Source organism: Paenibacillus sp. LHD-38 (assembly GCF_031157315.1).
Taxonomy (GTDB): domain Bacteria; phylum Bacillota; class Bacilli; order Paenibacillales; family Paenibacillaceae; genus Pristimantibacillus.
This window is the reverse complement of record NZ_JAVIFU010000022.1, coordinates 15,403-34,953: the sequence shown is the minus strand read 5'-3', so window position 1 is coordinate 34,953 and position 19,551 is coordinate 15,403. Positions and strand designations below refer to the sequence as shown.

The following is a 19,551-nucleotide window of genomic DNA, read 5'->3' as shown; positions in this document are numbered from 1 at the left end:
GGGGCGAACAATAGGTCTCGCCCCTTTCCCAATGGCATTATTAAGATACTTGGCGGTGATACGATTTGCTTAAAAATGATCGATGGTCTTTTGCGTTAATGTTTTCACCAGGCATTATCATTTACTTCTGTTTCCTGCTGATCCCCATCTTTCTGCTAGTCTATTATTCTTTTTACAATTGGGATGGCCTAAGCCCCTCCTATCAATTTGCAGGACTAAGCAATTACGTGGAAGCTTTTCATGACAAGGCCTTCGCACGGGCGTTGCAGGTCACCTTGTTTATTACGGTGGTGGCAACCCTGGCTGTGAATATACTTGGAATTGCCTTTGCGGTTCTCCTGAACCAAAAAGGGCGGATGACAAATTTTTACAGATCCGTCTTCTTCTTCCCGTTGCTGCTGAGTACAGTCTCGATCGGTTTTATTTGGAAGAGCATTCTGAGCTATAACGGATTGCTTAATAACTTGCTGGAGAAGCTTGGGGCGGAGCGGATCGAGTTTTTCGGGAATCCAGATTTGGCCGTATGGACAATTACCTTCCTTGCCATTTGGCAGTCTACCGGCTTTATCATTGTGATCTATTTGGCAGGACTTCAATCGATTCCGGGCAGCTTGTATGAAGCGGTCAAAATGGACGGGGCCAATAGATGGCAGCAATTCAGACATATTACGTTTCCCATGCTGGCGCCTGCCTATACGATGAGCATCATATTTATGTTTACGGGCTCGATGCGAGAATACGACCGTGTGGCCATTCTTACTTCTGGCGGACCGGCTGGAGCGACAGAAACCATCGCCTATCAGGTGGTCAAGGTTGGCTTTAGCGCGAATCGGCTGAGCTACTCTGCAAGTCTTGCAGTCTATATGCTTATTATAGTAAGCCTTTTATCGGTTACCTTGACGGTCTATTTACGAAGAAGAGAGGAGAGGCTGCTATGAGGAGAAATCGCTCTCAGTATGCAAGGCATCTATTCCTCATGCCTTTGTCTCTTTTATTGCTTGTTCCGTTCTATATTGCTGTTGTCAATGCATTCAAGACTAGAACGGACATTTTGGACAACCCCTTTTCACTGCCCGTTGTCAACCTGACGCTGGACAATTTTATAAGATCGGCAGTGACGCCATCCTTTAATATTTTCAAAGCATATGGGACGTCTGTTTTAATTACATCGGTATCGGTCGTTCTGCTTGTTGTGCTGTGTTCTATGATGTCCTTTGTCTTTGCCCGTGTAAGCAACCGTTTTCTGTCTGTGTGCTATTTGCTGCTACTGTCAGGTTTAATGATTCCGCCACAGGTGATTTTGATTCCGCTTGTTAAGGTACTGGCGAAGCTCGGGCTGATGTTCACGCCACAGGGGTTGATTCTTTACAATATCGGGTTTTATGTTCCGTTTACGGTATTTATATTTGTAGGCTTTATCCGCACGCTGTCGAGAGAGCTGGATGAGTCGGCGAAGATCGATGGAGCGAGCCAATTTACGATTTTTTGGAAAATATTATTTCCGCTGCTGCGTCCTGCGACTGCCTCAGCTGTCATTTTCTTATGTCTATGGATTTGGAATGATTTTATTAATCCAGTCATTATTTTGGGCTCTACCAAGAGCTACACCGTAACGACGGGAATCTTTCAAGCCGTAGGACAGTACAGCACGAACTGGGAGGATGTGTTTGCACTGGTTGTATTGGCCTCAGCCCCGATCTTTCTGCTCTATCTGTTCATGCAGCGGCAGTTTATTGCGGGACTGACGGAAGGCTCGTTGAAGGGGTAGCACCTACCAATTGGAGTCGCTGATTTTCTTTTTCGCTATAGCGATGGGCATCATTCTCTGATGATATATTCTCTTGAAAGGGGGCGGAGCTCTGACATTGGTTGAACTTACGAACCAGTGCGGGCGCGGTAAAGCCGCACTGGTCATAAACGATTAAAAAACGAAAAGAAACGTAGGAGGCGTCTATCTATGAAAAGAAAGCTTGCTTTACTAATCGCCATATACATGGTGTTTACAAGCTTGTCCCTGTCAGGTGCGATTAAACCGGTTCAAGCCGCTTCGCAGCAGAGCTTTTACGTATCGCCGCTAGGAGATGACAACAACAGTGGGACCTCTGATTCGCCATTTAGGACCATTGATAAAGCTAGGGAGGCTGTACGCGAAATAAACAGCACCATGACCAATGATATTTATGTCTATTTGCAGGATGGCGAATATCTGTTAGATGAGACTTTGACATTCGACAGCTTGGATTCCGGTAATAACGGCTACAAAGTGATCTATACGGCTGATGCGGGAGCGACTCCTGTCATTAGCGGCGGCGTTGACATTAGTGCTGGCTGGGAACTATACGACAGTGATAAGAACATTTATAAAAAGACAGGCGTAGATTGGAATTTCAGACAGCTGTACGTTGACGAGGATCGGGGAATCCGTGCCCGTCAACCCAATATGACAGATGATGTGGTCAAAGGTCCTTATTACAGGGCAAAGAACGGCGAATATCCTTATGTTATTGATGAGGATGCACGCTCATGGGCCAGCCAATTAAGCGGAACCTCTGCCGAAATGGTTATTTTGCAAAGCTGGAGCCAAGTGCGCGGCCGAATTGACAGCATTAACGGAACAACAGGCCAAGTAGATTTTAAATTCCCTGAAAGCGGGTTTTCATATAATCATCATGGTCAGGGGAATTCGCCATACTTTTTTGAAAACGCTTTATCTTTGCTTGATGCAGAAGGAGAGTGGTATCTGGATTCTGCTGAAGAAACGGTATATTACAAGCCAAGAAGCAGTGAAACCATAAATGCCACTCGAATCATTGCGCCTAAGCTGGAGACCGTTGTGAATTTGGAAGGCAGTCCAGGCAACAAAGTTCAAAACATCGAATTTTCAGGTATTCAATTTATGCACAGCAATTGGCTGGCCCCGTCGAGCTATGGCTATGTAGATGTGCAGGCAGGTTTCAGATATCAGTCCGTCACTGGCGGCAATAACACCGAAATTAGAAATACAGCCCGTTATACCGCGTCCAGAGCCATGCTTGAGTTAAAATACACGAGCAATATTACGATCTCTAATAATATTTTTCAATATGCGGGAAGCTGGGGCATTATGGGGTATGAGGGCACCGATCACACCTCGATAGACGGGAACAAATTTAGCGACAATGCCGGGGGCGGCGTAGCTATGGGCATTGTTGGCGATCTGTGGGATGACAACGAAGGAAAAGATCTTTCTTATACGCTGCCTGACGGCCAAAGCCAATTTGATACCATTACAAACAACACAATCGATCATATTGGACTCGATTACGGCGATATGGTTGGGATTGGAGCTATGCTTCCCCAAAACATGACCATCGCAAATAATGAGATCAGCAACCTGCCGTATTCCGGCATTAGTATCGGGTGGAACTGGTCTGATGCAGATCATGGCATGACGAATAATCAGGTACACAACAATTACATTCATGATTCAGTAAGGCTTGTCCAGGACGGAGGCGGCATTTACACACTGGGTCGCATGGATGGATTCTCCAATATCTACCACAACTATATAAAAAACATGAGGCAAGGTGAATATGCGGCCTGGAACCATATCATGGGCGTCTATTTGGATGGGGCGACGAGTTACAGGATGGTTGAGCGAAATGTTATAGATAATACGGAACATGCTTTTGCTACAAACAATGCTCATGACAATATCTTCAGGTATAACTATTACAATGTTGATTTCGGTGGAATAACTTCAAACACTGCAATTGGAAATATAAGTGTTTCAGGTACCAACTGGCCGCAGGAAGCGCAGGACATTATTGCAGCGGCAGGCCCGTGGAAAGCACCGCTTCCGGCACCTCAAGAGCCTGTAAATCTCGCATTGAAAAAACCGGTAACGGCATTCTCGCAAAGCAATGACCCGGCGTTTGCAGTGGATGGCGATACGACCACGAGATGGGCGCAGGAAGAAGGAAGAACTGATGCCCAGTGGTTGACGGTAGACCTCGGAGACGTATATTCCATCGCTTCGACAAGTACGATGTTTGAGTTAAACACAGGCTACAAATACAAAATTGAATATTCGGAGGATGGAGAGAATTGGGAGCTGTTTGCCGACAAGACAGCGATAGCCACAACCCAACAAACCAATCAGGATGAAAATGACGTAATGGCGCGTTATATGCGAATTACGCTGTCTCACGGTTGGGGAGGGAGCATCTATGAATTCAGCGTGTATCCTGGAGAAGGCGGCACGCCTCCCGAATCCAATTCATTGATTCAACGGAATGAAGTCACTTTCGATAAAAATCCACTAAGGCAAGTGGACATTCAGATCAAAATGGTATTAAACGGCGGGAAGCTGAATGGAATCAAAAACGGAGCGGCTCAGTTGGTCCCTGATCAAGACTACAAATTATTTTGGGATCAGGTATTGATTTATAAATCCTATCTCCATGCACTGCCAAATGGGGAAAATAGCCTGACGTTCGATTTTGCAACAGGAGAAGACCCTGTCCTGAAGGTGAATGTCATTGAAGATGACGGATCCGTCAATGTCGCGCTTAACAAGCCGATAACAGCTTCATCGCAAAGCTTGGAGCCTGCCAATGCAGTGGATGGGAATACAAGTACACGATGGGCGCAGCAGGAAGGGATATGGAATACCGAAGGTTGGATTATGGTTGATTTGCAGGGCGTATACGCCGTAAAATCCGTTACGACCATGTTTGAGTTGCCTAGTGGATATAAATACAAAATCGAATATTCCATGGATGGGCAAAACTGGCATACCTATGCAGATCGAACAGGAAGTGAAACGACGCAGCAAACGTATCAGGATAACAATGAAAATGCTGTATCCGCAAGATACATGAGGATTAAGGCGTTATATAGCCTAGGCCCGAGCATATATGAGTTTAGCGTATTTGGCACAAAGATAACTCCTGATTCAACTATTGATAAGACAACAGCTGTTTTTAATAAAGACCCGAATAACCAATCAGATATAACCGTTGGAATGGATCTTCAAGGCAATACGCTAACAGGAGTCAAAAATAGATCGCTTTACCTGAGCCCTGATATCGACTATAGCGTTTCAGGAAACGAGGTCATTATCCATCGCTCTTATCTTGCAACGCTAGGTGAAGGAAAGAGCAACCTGACTTTTGAATTCAGTTCAGGCGACAATAAGCATTTAGAGGTAAGCGTGACAGACATAAACGGTGAAGAAATCGATATCGCTTTAAGTAAAGCGGTTGTTGCATCGTCACAAAGCAAAAACCCGTTATACGCTGTAGATGGGGACCCAACGACCAGATGGGCTCAGCAGGAAGGGTTAACCGTACCTCAGTGGTTGAAGGTCGATCTTGGCGATGAATACGACATAACAGGCGTGAAAACCAGATTTGAGCTGAATTCAGGATACAAATACAAAATTGAATCCTCCACAGACGGCACTAACTGGACAACGTATTCGGACAAGACCGGCACAGCCACCACACAGCAGATCAATGAGGATCGCAAGGAGGCTGCTATTTCAGCCAGATATATTCGGTTGAATATAACGGGTTCCAACGGGGCCAGCGTTTACGATTTCAATGTATTTACTTTTAAAGAAGCGGCCGCATCCAATTCCTCAATAAGCCCGGCATCGGTCGTTTTTGACAAGAATCCTTCGCAGCAGCTGGATGCAGTGATTGATGTGGCCTTAAACGGAAATACGCTTATCGGAGTGAAAAATGGAGAGGTACAGCTGACAGCTAATGTAGATTATACTCTGATAAACGATAAGGTAACGATATTGAAATCGTATTTGGCTGCTCTTGAGGTAGGTACCGCCAACCTTACCTTTACGTTCAGTGCAGGACAAGACGCCAATCTCGAAGTACAAGTAGTTAACACCAGCGGCGGCAATGGTGGCGGGAATAACGGAGGCAGCAACGGAGGCAATAACAACGGAAATGGAGCGGGAGACGGAAACAACGGTAATCCTTCGGACGGTGGAACTGAGGAAGATCATGGCACGGAAGCTCCGAAGTTCACAGACGTTAACGGTCACTGGGCGCAAGCCAACATTGAGGCAGCCGTGAAGCAAGGCATCGTCAAAGGATATACGGATGGTACGTTTAAGCCTAACGCAACTGTGACACGGGCAGAGTTTGTAGTCATGCTCATGAACGGGCTGAAGTTAGCTGACAGCAAGGCCGAGCTGAGCTTTGTCGATGGCGAGAAGATCGGCGCCTGGTCTCAGGAAGCGATCGCAAAAGCACTGCAAGCAGGAATCGTAACAGGCTATAATGACGGAAGCTTCCGTCCGTCGGCGAGTGTTAATCGCGCTGAGCTGGCGGTCATGATTGCCAGAGCTGGTGGGGCGAAGCTGCCGGACGTGGAAACGACCGGCTTTGCAGACGACAGCGAAATACCTGCCTGGGCGAAGAGCGCTGTATACGCCATGAAGGAAGCGGAAATCTTGAAGGGCAGAACAGGGAACATGTTTGCGCCCAAAGCGCAAGCCACACGAGCCGAGGCGATTACAATCATTTTGAACTTGCTGCAGGCTAGCAAGTAGTCGATTATATTAGGGCTTTTTCTAAAGATCATACTGCGACCGATTCTCGGTGTTCCACCGGGGGGCGGTCGTTTGGCATTTTAGTAAATTCCGCAATAACATTCATAAACCATGGATTACCGGCATAGCCTTAAAGAAAAAAAGAGGTGATCCTGTTATGATTGGCAGCATAGCCCTGGCAGTGCTCCTTATCGTGTTGATTGTCGTTGCGAGCTCGGAACGAACGGAAGCTATTTTGCAAGAGATAAAGTAATCGCTAGTTTCGTTTATCTCTGATTTGGTATAATAGTAAGAAATTATACTGACGGATCGGAGGTATTCCATTTGGAGTTTACCTATGAAATTATTTCGGAGTCCAATATTAATATACGGTTTATATATGGCGGGGAATGGTTTACCTTCAACCTCTTTAACCAAGATGGCCAGTGGGTGCTTCACCCGTTCGATTCATCCCTCATCCGCAACAAAGATATGAGCAGGCTGGTCATAGCCGATCTGATTCAGCACAAGCCCTTCCAAGTTATGCTGGCCAAAGAAGGCATTATTATTTCAGAGCTGAATACATCGATTCCGCTGGGGAATCAGCAAGAGATTGAGGCGGAATATGAGGAGCTTCCTCGGATTGGACGAGGCTCGGATCGGTTTTTTGATGAACAGCGCTCCCCCTCTAACCATGAAGATGTCGATATCGATCAATTAATTGAGGAAAATGAGCTAGAGGATTTGATTCAGTTGGAGCTCGGGCTAATCGAAGCGCGGCAAAATATGTACAATCAAATTTTACACCGGATGTTCATGGCTGATTTAGGTCCAACTGATCCCGAATTCCAAAAAATCCAACAAATCGTCAAAGCCTATGGCGAGGCGAAGTCAAGGCTTATGGCGATACAATAACGTCGTTGCTTCCTGTATAATAGGAGCATTGAACTGTTTTTGGAGGAGATTGGATTGGCACAGCTTTATTACAAATATGGAACGATGAACAGCGGCAAATCATTTGAAATTATTAAAGTCGCCCATAACTACGAGGAACAAGGCAAGCAGGTGCTCATTTATTCGCCATCCGTCAGCGCAAGAGGAAGCGTCGACCGCGTAGGCTCGCGCGTAGGATTTGAGCGGGAAGCAATTCCGGTCCAGGAGAATACGAATCTTTATGAGAGCGTGAAGGCTCTTGTCGCGGCGGCGGTACCGTCCAAAATTTATTGCGTGCTTATTGACGAGGCACAGTTTTTGAAGAAGCATCATATTTTGGAGCTGACCCAGGTCGTGGACGAGCTCAACATACCGGTCATGGCCTTCGGTTTAAAAAATGATTTTCAGAATCAGCTGTTTGAAGGCAGTTATAATTTGCTCGTGCAAGCGGACAAAATCGAAGAAATTAAGACCATTTGCTGGTATTGCGACCGGAAGGCAACGATGGTCATCCGCTTTAATGACGGGCAGCCGATGAATGCCGGCGCGCAAATTCAGATCGGCGGCAACGAGGACTATAAGCCGGTCTGCAGGCGCTGCTACAATGAGGCGTTTCGCAAGGCGTAGCTTGAAGCAAGCATACAGCTGCATGGCTTTATCTAACCTAATACGTGCACGCAAAGGAACCTCAGGCCCCGCTTTCGCAGCGGTGCAGGAGGTTCCTTTGTGTATATATAAGAATTTATAAGTTTTCACTTATAAATGTGCTTATATATCTCCGCGAAACGATAGCTTTTGCCACTGAGGACGGCGACAGCCGTTTACGCTTGATTTATTGGATTATAGGTTGAATTCGCTCGGATTCAGTCCAAGCGTCGTACAGATATCGCGTACGGCAGCTTGCTCGCTAGTGTCGAAATCGCCGTCTGCCGCGCCGATCGCGCTGCACACACCCACGATTACCCGGCCAACCTCCGGTTTGTTGCGGTATTTTGCAATTGCTTTAAGCGCTTCTTGCTTGCCGATCATGCCGTCAAACTCGATATTGCCTACAAAGTGGTTGAAACGGTTGATGACATCGCTCATATCAAAAACCTTCAGTTCTTCGCTGCGGCTGATGTAGCCCGTCATTTTTTGCTTTTCGTTCGCATTAATGGAACCGTCTGCTCCTGCTACGATGGCACAGCCGGCAACGACTGCATCCAAGAAATCTTTATTTTTTAATTTTTTGACCTGATCAGTTAGGCCTTGTTTGGTACTTGTCAGCCATGATGTAAATGAACTCATTTGTTCAGCCTCCCGTATTGGAATTTTTTTGGTATACCTCTATTGTAAATACTTATGGGGGTAATTAGCAAATTTTGCGGAAAAAGGTCTATTTCTGCGGTGCTTGCCGCGGGCCGTTTAACTTTGAAGGATGAACCTCGGACAGAAAATGAGGATGGCGAAGAGATTGTTGGAACCGGTTGCAAAATGCCAAAAAACAACGCACATAATCACAAGAATGCGCCATGTTTTCAAAACCCTATCAATTTTATACTTGTAGGTAATCTCGTCTGCAGCTGCCTTCCGGGAGTGAACGGCTGCAGCCTTGAGACGGCTATTATAGTTTTGAGGAGGGTTTGTTTTGAAAAGAAAGATGTCGATGATGACGGCAATGCTTTTGGTCGTATCGCTAATGACGAGCCTTTTTTCGGTCGGTGCGACGCCGTTGACGCAGTCCGGAGAAGGGCTTCCGGCGTACTTGGATCCGTCCAAAAGCGTAGATGCCCGGGCAGCGGATTTGCTTGCTAGAATGACACTAGAGGAACGTGCAGGACAAATGATACAGCCGGAGAAGGGCAATATTACGCCGGAGGAGGTTAAGCAGTATTTTATCGGCTCGGTGCTGAGCGGCGGGGGCTCCTTCCCAAATGGCAAGCAGCAGGATAGCACACGTGAGAATTGGCAGACGCTCATAGACAGCTATCAGGATGGAGCACTCTCGACGAGGCTCGGCATCCCGCTATTGTACGGCGTGGATGGGGTTCATGGCCATAACAATGTGAAGGGAGCGACATTGTTCCCGCATAATATAGGTCTTGGAGCAGCGAACAATGCGGAGCTCGTCAAGCAAATCGGTGCCGCAACCGCGAAGGAAATACGTTCGACGGGTGCAAATTGGGATTTTGCCTCGACCATTGCCGCTCCGCAGGATATTCGCTGGGGCCGCACCTATGAAGGTTACAGCGGCAGCCAAGCGATTTCCAAGGAGCTAGGCGCGGCATATATCAGAGGGCTGCAAGGAGAGACAGCTGCCGAGCGCAGCCAAACGAATCATGTCGTTGGCGCTGCGAAACATTTTATCGGAGAAGGCTATACGGATAACGGAACGAATCAAGGGAATGTGACGAAGTACACGGAGGATGAGCTGCTCGCTAGCGACTTGGCGATGTATAAGGCTGCGGTTGATGCCGGCGTACAAACGGTCATGGCTTCGTACCACAGCATTCAGGGCTTGAAGATGCATGCGAACAAGCGGCTTCTTACTGATGTGCTCAAGGGTGAACTTGGCTTTGAGGGTTTTGTCATCTCGGATTACAATGCCATTCAGCAGATCACGCGTGATCAAGAGGGCAAGGCGGTGAGCGGTTTGAAAAATCAGCTGCTCACATCGGTAAACGCCGGCGTGGATATGTTCATGCTGACTGGCGATTGGAAGGCCAGTCTAAATCATTTGATTAACCTGGTTAAGGAAGGCAGCATTACAGAGGAACGTCTGAACGATGCTGTGCTGCGTATTTTGAAGGTTAAAATTTCATCAGGCCTGTTCGAAAATCCGAAGACGGATGCTGATTTGGCAGGCTACCTCGGCGCAGAAGAGCACAGTGCCCTAGCGCGCCAAGCGGCTGCGGAGTCGCTCGTGCTTTTGAAAAATGACGTCGTGAACGGTTCGCCGATCATGTCTCAGATCAAGGACATGGACAAAATTTTCGTCGCGGGCAAAAATGCTAACGATATCGGCAACCAATCAGGCGGCTGGTCGATCACATGGCAGGGCGCTTCCGGGGCAATAACGACCGGAACGACGATTTATGAAGGGCTTAAAGAGGCCGCCGGCGCGGGCAAAACGGTAACCTACAACAAGCACGGCCGGGGAGCGGCAGGTTATGATGCTGCAATCGCGGTTGTAGGTGAGACGCCTTACGCGGAAACAACGGGAGACCGGACCAGCCTTAATCTGGACGAAGAGGATTTGGCGACAATTGCGAACATTCGGGCAGCCGATCCGAACATTCCGATCATCGTGGTACTCGTATCCGGACGTCCGCTCACGATTGCGGATCAAATGGATGACTGGGATGCGCTTGTGGCAGCGTGGCTGCCGGGCACGGAAGGGCAAGGCGTTGCGGATGTGTTGATTGGGGATCAAGAATTCAAAGGGAAAAATCCGATCAAATGGCCATTCTATTTGACCAATTATCCCATTACGACTGAGGATAGCACGAATCTGCTGTTCCCTATCGGCTATGGCTTAACAAGCGGCCAAGCTACACCTGCATTGCCGGCTAAGCCGGTGCAGCCTGAGTCGCCGTCACTGCCGATACCGGGCAAAATCGAGGCTGAGGCTTTCACAGCGAAGAGCAGCGGGTTGAATACGGAAGATACGCAGGATACGGGCGGCGGCAAAAACGTCGGTTGGACTTCTGGTGGCGCATGGCTGGACTACTCCGTTAAGGTGAATGAGCCAGGCACTTATAAAGCGGCTTTCCGTTATGCAGGCAACGGCGGTGCGACAGGCATCAAAGTGAAGACGGAAGACGGAGCAACGGCGGGTACCTTGAATGTGGGCTCAACCGGCGGCTGGCAAAACTGGCAAACGGCTGAAGTGGAAAACATCATACTGAGCAAAGCGGGCTTGCAAAAGCTAAGATTAGAGTTTATTGCGGGCGATATCAACTTTAACTGGGTGGAGCTCACCCGCACAGGTGATGTGCCAGCCGGCGGCGGAGGCACAACTGATCCGGGTAATGGCGGAGGAAGTGAACCGGCGCTGATCAACGGGGCTGTTGAAGCTTGGATTTCGAGCGAACGGGACGCGGGTGACCGCAAATGGTATTATGCCGACCGTTACTTGGATGGAGACAAGAAGTTGGAGCAGCAAACAAATCTTGACCTGACGCTCCCGAATGACAGTGCAGCAACAACGGTTACGATTGATCCGGACAAGAAATACCAGACGATGCTCGGTATCGGATCTTCAATGGAAGAAGCAACGATTCATAATCTGGTCAAAATGTCACCCGAGAAGCAGGCAGAATTGCTTCGCAAGCTAATCGACAAGGACATCGGCATCGGCATGAGCATGATTCGTCTGACCATTGGAACTTCCGATTTTACGGCGCAGAAGTTTTATTCTTATGATGATTTGCCGGCTGGCGAGACCGATGTCGAGCTAAAGAAATTCTCGATTCAGAAGGATATTGATTTCGGCATCATTGGAACGGTTAAAAAAATGCAAGCGATCAATCCGGATCTGAAGTTCTTTGCATCGCCATGGAGCCCTCCGGGCTGGATGAAAACAACCGACAGTATGGTTAGAGGACAGGTGAAGGAAGAGTATCTCCCGGTTCTCGCTTCCTATTATGTGAAGTATCTTGAGGCTTACGCGGAGCAGGGGATCTACTTCGAAGGCATGACGCTGCAAAACGAGCCGCTGCTCGAAATTGATTATCCGAGCACGGCCATGTCATGGCAGCAAGCCTCGAGGCTTGCGAAGCTGCTGCGCGCGAAGCTGGATCAGCACAGCAACGCCAAGATCAAAAACGTGAAGCTATGGATGTTCGACCACAATCCGGGCGATACGATGGCATATCCGGCGCAAATTCTCGGTCATCCCGTGGATGGCGCTTACGATGCGATTGAAGGAACGGCATTCCATGATTATGGCGGCGAGCTGTCCATGATGACGGAGCTTCATAAGCTGTTCCCGGAAAAAAGCGTATATTTGACGGAGCGGGCCGTTTGGGGCACCGCAGGCGCTGACCGGATCGCGCAATATTTCCGCAATTATGCAAAGAGCTATAACAGCTGGGTAACGATGCTGGACAGCGATATTTCGACGCATCAATGGGTGGGCATACCTGATCCGACACCGGTGGTACAGGATTCCTCGAATCCGGATAACTACTGGCTGCTGCCCGAGTATTACTTGATGGGGCAATACACGAAATTCGTGAAGCCTGGTTATGTGCGCATAGACAGCAACTACGGATCGGCTTCGACCGTGACGAACGTTGCTTTTGCAAGCCCGGACGGCAAAGAAATCGTCACGGTTGTCACCAACCAAACGAATGATCCGCAGCCGTTCAAGGTGTTGATTGACGGACTGCAAATCAATGCGGTCATTCCGGCGAAATCGACCGCAACCTATCGCTGGGACCGTACGCAGATTACAAGCGTGCCAGCAGCTATCGACGCCACGCATTTTGCATCGGCAGAGGGGCAATTCCAGGTAAATCCAAGCGGCTACCTCGGCTCCTTCGCGGCTGATGGTACAGCTTCGTTTGACTATGTCGTTCATGTCGCGGAAGCGGGCGACTATGATTTGGATTTGGCGCTGGCGGGCTACCAAACGGATGGCTCGGTAAGCTTTAAGCTGGATGGCGAGCCTCTCGTTACGCTTCCGGTAAAGCAGACGACGTACCAGTGGGATTATTTCGCTAATCAACGCATACGGGTAACCCTGCCAGAGGGTACGCATAAATTAACGATGACGGTTGGCAAAAACGATTACAACATCAAGAGCATTACGTTCTCGAAGGCGGCTGCGGAGCCGATTCAGCTCCCGGCACTTATCGAAGCCGGCAAATTCAAGGCATCCTTAAATGTGCTCGTAAATGGTTCGGCGGTGAGCTATGCAGATCCAAACGATTGGCTGGAATATCAGGTTCAAGTTCCGGCGGATGGCAGCTACGGCATAACGTATCACTATGCCACGACGAATGAGGGCGCTAAAGCGGAGCTGTCAATCGGAGCAGAGGTGCTTTCTACGACTGCGCTTCCAAAAACCGCAAGCTGGGATTCATGGGCGACGGTGGCGGATACGGTTACCTTAACCGCGGGTATTCACAACCTGCGCGTTCGGATCGTCGATAAGGGCTTTAATTTGAACGCGCTGGCTGTTGGACCGGCTATTCTTGCGGATGCGGCAGTAATTACAGAAGGCGCTGAGGCAGGGCAAGAAGTGATCGTTCATCTACTTAATGACATTTACAAAGAGGAATTAACGGTATCAAATTGGTCGATCGAAGGAATTGCGGGAACGGTAGTAGACAGCGTCTATCGCCAATCTGACGAATCGGCTAGGCTGATTTTAGGAGGAGCGTCAGTCAGCGATTATGACTTTGACCGTACGGCAACCGTAACCGCGAGCGTATATGAAGCGGCAGCAGGCGGCGTGGGCGGAACGATGAGCTCCAAGGTTATTTTTAAGGCCATTAATGATACAGAATCTGTGTCGTTGTCCGAGAGTTCGGTTGCTTACGGCGTGAATAGCAAGGAGCTTATTCTTACGCTTGCTGGCGGAAGCTTTGCGGCAGACCAGCTGGATAAAATTACTTTATCGGGACCAGCGGTTGCGCAAGGAGGCGTATCGCTTCGCGGAGCAGAGCTTCTAAGTCCTACAACCGTGAAGCTGACGCTGAATTGGAACGAAACGGTATATTACAATGAGCTGGAGCTTCAGGTTAACGTTCCTGTTCAGGCCTACGATGATTCAACGGGCGGAACGACGCTAACGGTAAGAACAACTCTGCTGGGAACTGAAAACGTAAAAACGCCGATTAATCTGCTGAGTTTTGATTCGCTTGCCGATTTCAACAGGCTAAAAGGGTTTGCAATCACGGGAACAGGCAGCTCAGCCAAATTATCACAAATCGATGCTGGTGATTACGCAGATTATTTGATAATTGTACCGGCATCGGGTTCATATGTCGCTACCTTCAAGGTAACGTCAAATAGCCAGGTTGTAAACGGAATTGTGCTGGAAGCGCAGAACGGCGCAATCCGGAAAACGCTGACCGTCCCTAATTTGTATAATCAAGTAGTAGAAATGCGCGTGGTCTTGGAGCTGAACGAAGGTGATCAGAAGCTGCGCATTGCATCCGGCGCATCCGGCTATGAGCTGAGAGGAATTAAGTTTGAGCCTCACACGGCACAAGTGATGGATCAAAGCGCCGCCATGAAAATCGAAGCGGAAAGCTACAGCCGTGCAGACGCGGCAGCCGTTCAAAGCAACATGAACGGGGAAACGCTGCTGTTCAAAAACGTGGGCTTTATCGCCGCGGCAGGCTCGTTATATTTTGACGTAAATATCGCAAAAACAGGCTACTATAAAGTGACTTACCGTTACGCGACGCCGCAAGGAGGCGTAAGCGGTTCGCTGTCGGTGAACGGCAGCAAGCTGTCGACTACGCCGCTTGGCGCAAGCGGAGGTTGGGATGCTTACGTAGAAACCTCCGGCATTGTCCAGCTTGGAGAGGGCGCGCAGACGCTGCAATTCACAAGCAATAATGACGGGGCGAATCTGGATTGGATCGTGCTGGAGGAAACGGAGGCGGTTGCGCCAATCACAGGCATTATTGCGCTTCCGACCGCGTCGCTTAAAGCAGGAGCCTACAATGGGCCGAAAACGGTGACGCTGGCATCGGCAACGGAAGGGGCTGCGATTTACTACACGACAGACGGCTCGCTGCCAAGCAGCACGAATGGCACGCTTTATAACGCTCAGCTTAAGCTGAACGATTTGACAGTGCTTCGCACAATTGCGATTAAAGAAGGCATGAAAGACAGCTTTATTGCACCGTTCACGTTTGCCATTACGCCTGGAGAGGAGCCGCCGACGCCAACACCTACGCCGACACCGGGACCTGAAGCAACCCCGGCGCCAACCACTCCAACCGGCTCAGGAAATGAAACGGGCGGCAAAACGATTGCAGCACCGGCTCCGGTAGTGGATGCCGCAAGCGGCTTGGGTAAAACCGCAATCAGCCAGACGATGATTGACGGCGTATGGAAGCCTGGGCAAGAGCCAAGTGCTGCCGTTAACACCATTACAATCGAGGTTCCGAGTGTAAGCGGAGCTAATGGGTACGAGGTGCAATTGCCTAAGGCAGCGATCAGCGAGGCTGCGCTGACAGTTCGTTATGAAATTAAAACGGGAACAGGCACCATCATCGTTCCTAGCCATATGTTGAAGCCGCTTGTCTCGGATGCGGCAAACGTATCCCTGGTGATCGCGAATGCGGACAAAACAAAGCTTAGCGAAGGAGCGCGCAGCGCAATCGGCAGCCGTCCGGCGGTCGAGCTGAACCTTTATGTGAACGGCGTTAAAGCGGAATGGAGCAATCCGGAAGCTGCCGTAAACGTATCGCTCAGCTACAGCCCAAGCGCGGAGGAGCTGTTGGTCAGCGAGCATATTACCGTATGGTACGTTGACGCTGCGGGCGAGGTTATCGCAGTGCCAGGCGGAAAATATGTGAAAGCGCAAGGTGCTGTCACCTTTACGGTCAATCATTTTAGCAGCTATGGCGTTGTGCTCGTGAACAAATCGTTTGATGACCTAGGCAAGCATGCTTGGGCGAAGCAGGCGATTGAAGTGATGGCTTCCAAGGGCGTCATAAACGGCGTGTCCGAAAAAGCTTACGCACCGGCGCAGAAGGTGAAGCGCGCAGACTTTATTAAGCTGCTTGTTAATTCGCTCGGTTTAAGCGCAGCCGTTGAGGGCAGCAGCTTTACCGATGTGGCGGAGGACGCTTACTATTTCGACGCGGTTACAATTGCGAAGAATCTGAGCATCGTGACAGGCCGCTCGGACGGATCATTTGATCCGAATGCAGCCATTACTAGGCAAGAAATGATCGCCATGACAGCAAGAGCATTAAACGCATCCGGCAAAACGCTGCAAGCAGGCAGCGTGGACCAGCTGAAAGGCTTCACGGATTTGAAGCAGCTTGCTCCGTATGCTGCAGATAGCGCTGCTCTGCTTGTTGCGAACGGTATCGTAAAAGGCGACGGCTCCCAGCTTAACCCGCTCGGTCATACGACCCGCGCGGAAGCAGCTGTCATTATGTATGCGATTTATAACAAGTAGCACCATTGGCAAGTGAAAATAAGCTGTCCCGCAGGCATGGTGCCTGCCGGGGCAGCTTATTTTCTTTTACGCTGCTTAGCTAGACTAAGCCCTTAAGCTTGAGCTTACTTCGCTCCATCATCCTATCGGGTCATCGCACCATCGCACCATCGCACCAATGTGCCATTTCCTAATGGCTGCAGCACAAGCCGATCCCGCTGCCTACTGTCAGGAACGCAAGCCGCCGCCATTGCAGAAAGTACAATAGAAACCTTACATCCCCCCGCTCGAAGGAGCTACGCTGCAGAAAATACAACGTAATCCGCCACTAACCAGCTCATTCAATTGAAATCCGAAATTCTATTGCACAAACTGCACTGTAGCACGAGGCAAGTGCTACAAAAGCTGATTACATTGCACAAACTGCAGTGTAGCTGGGAACGGAGCACCCGATCGCAGTTTGTTTTGCGTAAAATGAGCTACTGCTCGCTTGGAGCGAGGTTTCAAACCTCTGATTACTTGCACAAACTGCACTGCATCAGGTGGAGAAGGCATGGTCGCACTTGTTAAGCTTGCTTCGTCAACGAACGATCGCCCATCGCTCCATCTCCTATGCATTTGGGCAGCACCGCAAGCCGCCGCCGTTGCAGAAAGTACAACAGAAACCTTACATCCTCCCCGCTCGAAGGAGCTACGCTGCAGAAAATACAACGTAATCCGCCACTAACTAGCTATTTCAATTGAAATCCGAGATTCTATTGCACAAACTGCACTGTAGCATGGGGCTAGGGCTCCAATAGCTGATTACATTGCACAAACTACAGTGAAGCCGGGGACGGAGCACCCGATCGCAGTTTGTTTTGCGTAAAATGATCTACTACTCGCTTGGAGCGACATTTCCAGCATCAGATTACTTTGCACAAACTGCAGTGAAGCCGGGAACGGAGCACCCGATCGCAGTTTGTTTTGCACAAAATAAGCTACTGCTCGCTTGAAGCGACGTTTCCAGCATCTGATAACTTGCACAAACTGTACTGTAGCTGGGAACGGAGCACCCGATCGCAGTTTGTTTTGCACAAACTAAGCCATTGCTCGCTTGAAGCGACGTTTGCAACAGCTAGCTTAATGGCTGCCGCATTACATCGATTCTATGAAAAGTTTTTCAAACTGGTCAGCAGCCGTTCACTCTATCAATCTCTCGAATACGATGACTGTATCAAAATGATAGGAGTTGATCATGTGTCCTTTTACTTTAAGCTGCTTTCGTATCAAGGGAGAAACGTGGAGGTTGTGCTCTCCAATGGCGAAGTAATATCAGGTGTTTTAATTTCAGTGGGCTTCTCCTACGTCGTTGTTCAAACCTTAAGCGTACCGGGATACGGAGGAACAGAGGATATCCTAATACGTTCGAGAGTCATCAATTATGTCCGAGTTCTTTAGGCAGGGCTGCACGGATGGTGGGCGGAGACGCGATTTGGTGGAACAGCTCATGAAGGATGAGAGGGCATTGCCCCCGCTCAATCAGGGAAGCGATTTTTCTGAAAAGGGAAAGCGATGCGGTGTTCAGCAGCGTTTATCCGTAGTCATTCCGGCTCAAAACGAGGAAAGGACAATCGGACGCGTTATCCGAGAGATAAAACAGCTTTCACCTATGGAAATCATAGTTGTCGTTAACGGCAGCTCAGACCAGACGGAAGTGATCGCCAGGCAGCTCGGTGCCGCAACCATCGTATTTCAAGAGCCGCTCGGAACGGATGTCGGCCGAGCAATCGGGGCTTATGCAGCCTCTGGCGATACAATATTGTTCGTGGACAGCGATTTCGATATCCCGTGGAGGGAGCTTGCACCTTTCTCCGATGCAGTACGGGAGGACTGTGATATAGCCGTAAACCGGCTGGATCACCACCTTGGCATGCGCATGCCTTGGAGCACGGTGACCGCCTTGAAAATTGCGCTTAATATGGCTCTAGGCCGAGAGGATCTTGCGAATGCGTCGCTGGTGCATGTCCCGTTCGCCATGAATAGGCGGGCGCTTGAAGTGATGCATTGGTCGACGCTGTTATGTCCGCCAAAGGCCTATGCGCTAGGGATGCTCGGAGGCTTGTCCATTAGAGCGGTACATCGCATAGAAGTGGATCGCTTGAACCGGTATCGGCCCCATAAGCATAACAACAGGGGAATGAATCACTCAGAGGCAGCGATGCAAATCATAGGCGATCATTTTGAGGCTCTATATGCCATTCACGGAAGAAGGGAAAGGGAAGGAGTGATAGCGTGAAGCGAGAACCAGGTAAAGTGAGCATCGTCATTACTAACTATAATCGGGCAGCGTATCTGATTGAGTGTTTGGACAGCTTGAAGAAGCAGACGCATGCGAGCACGGAAATAATTTTCGTGGATGATGCTTCGGCCGATAGATCCGTAGACGTCGTACAAGCATGGTGCGAGGAGAATGGTTTGGCGGGGACAGATGCTTTTGTCCTCGTTCGATTACCTAGAAATGTGGGCTTCTCCGGCGCGATGACGACGGGACTTTTTCTTGCGCGGGGAGAATATATCGCGGTGCAGGATGCCGATGATTTCTCCCATCCGCTGCGCCTCGAGAAACAGATCGCCTTTCTGCGCAGCCATCCGGATATCGCATTAGTTGGAACGAGCTATGCCGCCTTTGGAAATACGGAGCAACGGGTATACGAGCAGGCCAACTGGCTGCGGTACGGCGAGGAAATTAACAAGGTTTACCGAAATGGCGGGCACTGCGTTTGCCACGGCACCATCATGTTTAGAGGAGACGCCTTCGATCGTATCGGCGGATTAAGCCGCCGAATTGTCGGCGCGGAGGATTATGAGTTTATCGTCAAATTTTTGCACCAAAAGGAACGCATTGAAAATATACCCGAAATTCTCTATTACTATCGATTGCATACCGATCAACGATCTTTGGCTTTTTATGAAAAAAAGGAGTGAAGCG

Annotated in this window: 10 protein-coding genes; 9 read left to right on the top strand and 1 reads right to left on the bottom strand. The window is 49.3% G+C overall.

Annotation, left to right across the window (positions count from 1 at the left end; all coding sequences use genetic code 11):
• Positions 1–65: 65 nt before the first annotated feature.
• The 5 genes from RCO25_RS19080 (at position 66) to RCO25_RS19060 (ending at position 8,095) form a co-directional block, all read left to right on the top strand.
• Positions 66–938 (top strand): carbohydrate ABC transporter permease, encoded by an 873-nt coding sequence (locus tag RCO25_RS19080; protein WP_308997725.1) that lies wholly within the window; start codon positions 66–68, stop codon positions 936–938.
• On the top strand, positions 935–1,768 hold the full coding sequence (locus RCO25_RS19075) for a carbohydrate ABC transporter permease (RefSeq protein WP_308997724.1): 834 nt from the start codon (positions 935–937) through the stop codon (positions 1,766–1,768). Before RCO25_RS19080 ends, RCO25_RS19075 begins: the two co-directional genes overlap by 4 nt.
• A 189-nt stretch (positions 1,769–1,957) precedes the next feature.
• Positions 1,958–6,556, top strand: a complete 4,599-nt coding sequence (locus RCO25_RS19070) for a X2-like carbohydrate binding domain-containing protein (protein WP_308997723.1) — start codon at positions 1,958–1,960, stop codon at positions 6,554–6,556.
• A gap of 324 nt (positions 6,557–6,880) precedes the next feature.
• The gene (locus RCO25_RS19065) at positions 6,881–7,450 is read left to right on the top strand and encodes a hypothetical protein (RefSeq protein ID WP_308997722.1); all 570 of its coding nucleotides are present in this window, start codon (positions 6,881–6,883) and stop codon (positions 7,448–7,450) included.
• 54 nt (positions 7,451–7,504) lie between these two features.
• Complete coding sequence (locus RCO25_RS19060; RefSeq protein ID WP_308997721.1) at positions 7,505–8,095, top strand: thymidine kinase; 591 nt, start codon at positions 7,505–7,507, stop codon at positions 8,093–8,095.
• 213 nt (positions 8,096–8,308) lie between these two features.
• On the opposite strand, the gene RCO25_RS19055 is transcribed toward RCO25_RS19060, so the two are convergent.
• Positions 8,309–8,755 carry a tellurite resistance TerB family protein gene (locus RCO25_RS19055; protein ID WP_308997720.1) on the bottom strand — a complete coding sequence of 149 codons (447 nt, stop codon included), beginning with the start codon at positions 8,753–8,755 and terminating at the stop codon, positions 8,309–8,311.
• A gap of 340 nt (positions 8,756–9,095) precedes the next feature.
• Here RCO25_RS19055 and RCO25_RS19050 point away from each other — a divergent pair, with 340 nt between their 5' ends.
• From RCO25_RS19050 to RCO25_RS19035, 4 genes are all read left to right on the top strand, one after another.
• On the top strand, positions 9,096–16,601 hold the full coding sequence (locus RCO25_RS19050; protein ID WP_308997719.1) for a glycoside hydrolase family 3 N-terminal domain-containing protein: 7,506 nt from the start codon (positions 9,096–9,098) through the stop codon (positions 16,599–16,601).
• 1,218 nt (positions 16,602–17,819) lie between these two features.
• A complete protein-coding gene (locus RCO25_RS19045) occupies positions 17,820–18,020 on the top strand; it encodes a hypothetical protein (RefSeq protein ID WP_308997718.1) in 201 nt (66 codons plus the stop codon).
• On the top strand, positions 18,004–18,858 hold the full coding sequence (locus RCO25_RS19040) for a glycosyltransferase (RefSeq protein WP_308997717.1): 855 nt from the start codon (positions 18,004–18,006) through the stop codon (positions 18,856–18,858). The genes RCO25_RS19045 and RCO25_RS19040 overlap by 17 nt, the downstream gene beginning before the upstream one ends.
• A complete protein-coding gene (locus tag RCO25_RS19035) occupies positions 18,855–19,547 on the top strand; it encodes a glycosyltransferase family 2 protein (protein ID WP_308997716.1) in 693 nt (230 codons plus the stop codon). The genes RCO25_RS19040 and RCO25_RS19035 overlap by 4 nt, the downstream gene beginning before the upstream one ends.
• The last annotated feature ends 4 nt before the right edge of the window (positions 19,548–19,551 follow it).

Bases quoted from the DNA above. Each gene is read 5' to 3' on its own strand.
- RCO25_RS19055 (WP_308997720.1), bottom strand. From the start codon at position 8,755: ATGAGTTCATTTACATCATGGCTGACAAGTACCAAACAAGGCCTAACT.
- RCO25_RS19040 (WP_308997717.1), top strand. From the start codon at position 18,004: ATGTCCGAGTTCTTTAGGCAGGGCTGCACGGATGGTGGGCGGAGACGC.
- RCO25_RS19070 (WP_308997723.1), top strand. From the start codon at position 1,958: ATGAAAAGAAAGCTTGCTTTACTAATCGCCATATACATGGTGTTTACA.
- RCO25_RS19075 (WP_308997724.1), top strand. From the start codon at position 935: ATGAGGAGAAATCGCTCTCAGTATGCAAGGCATCTATTCCTCATGCCT.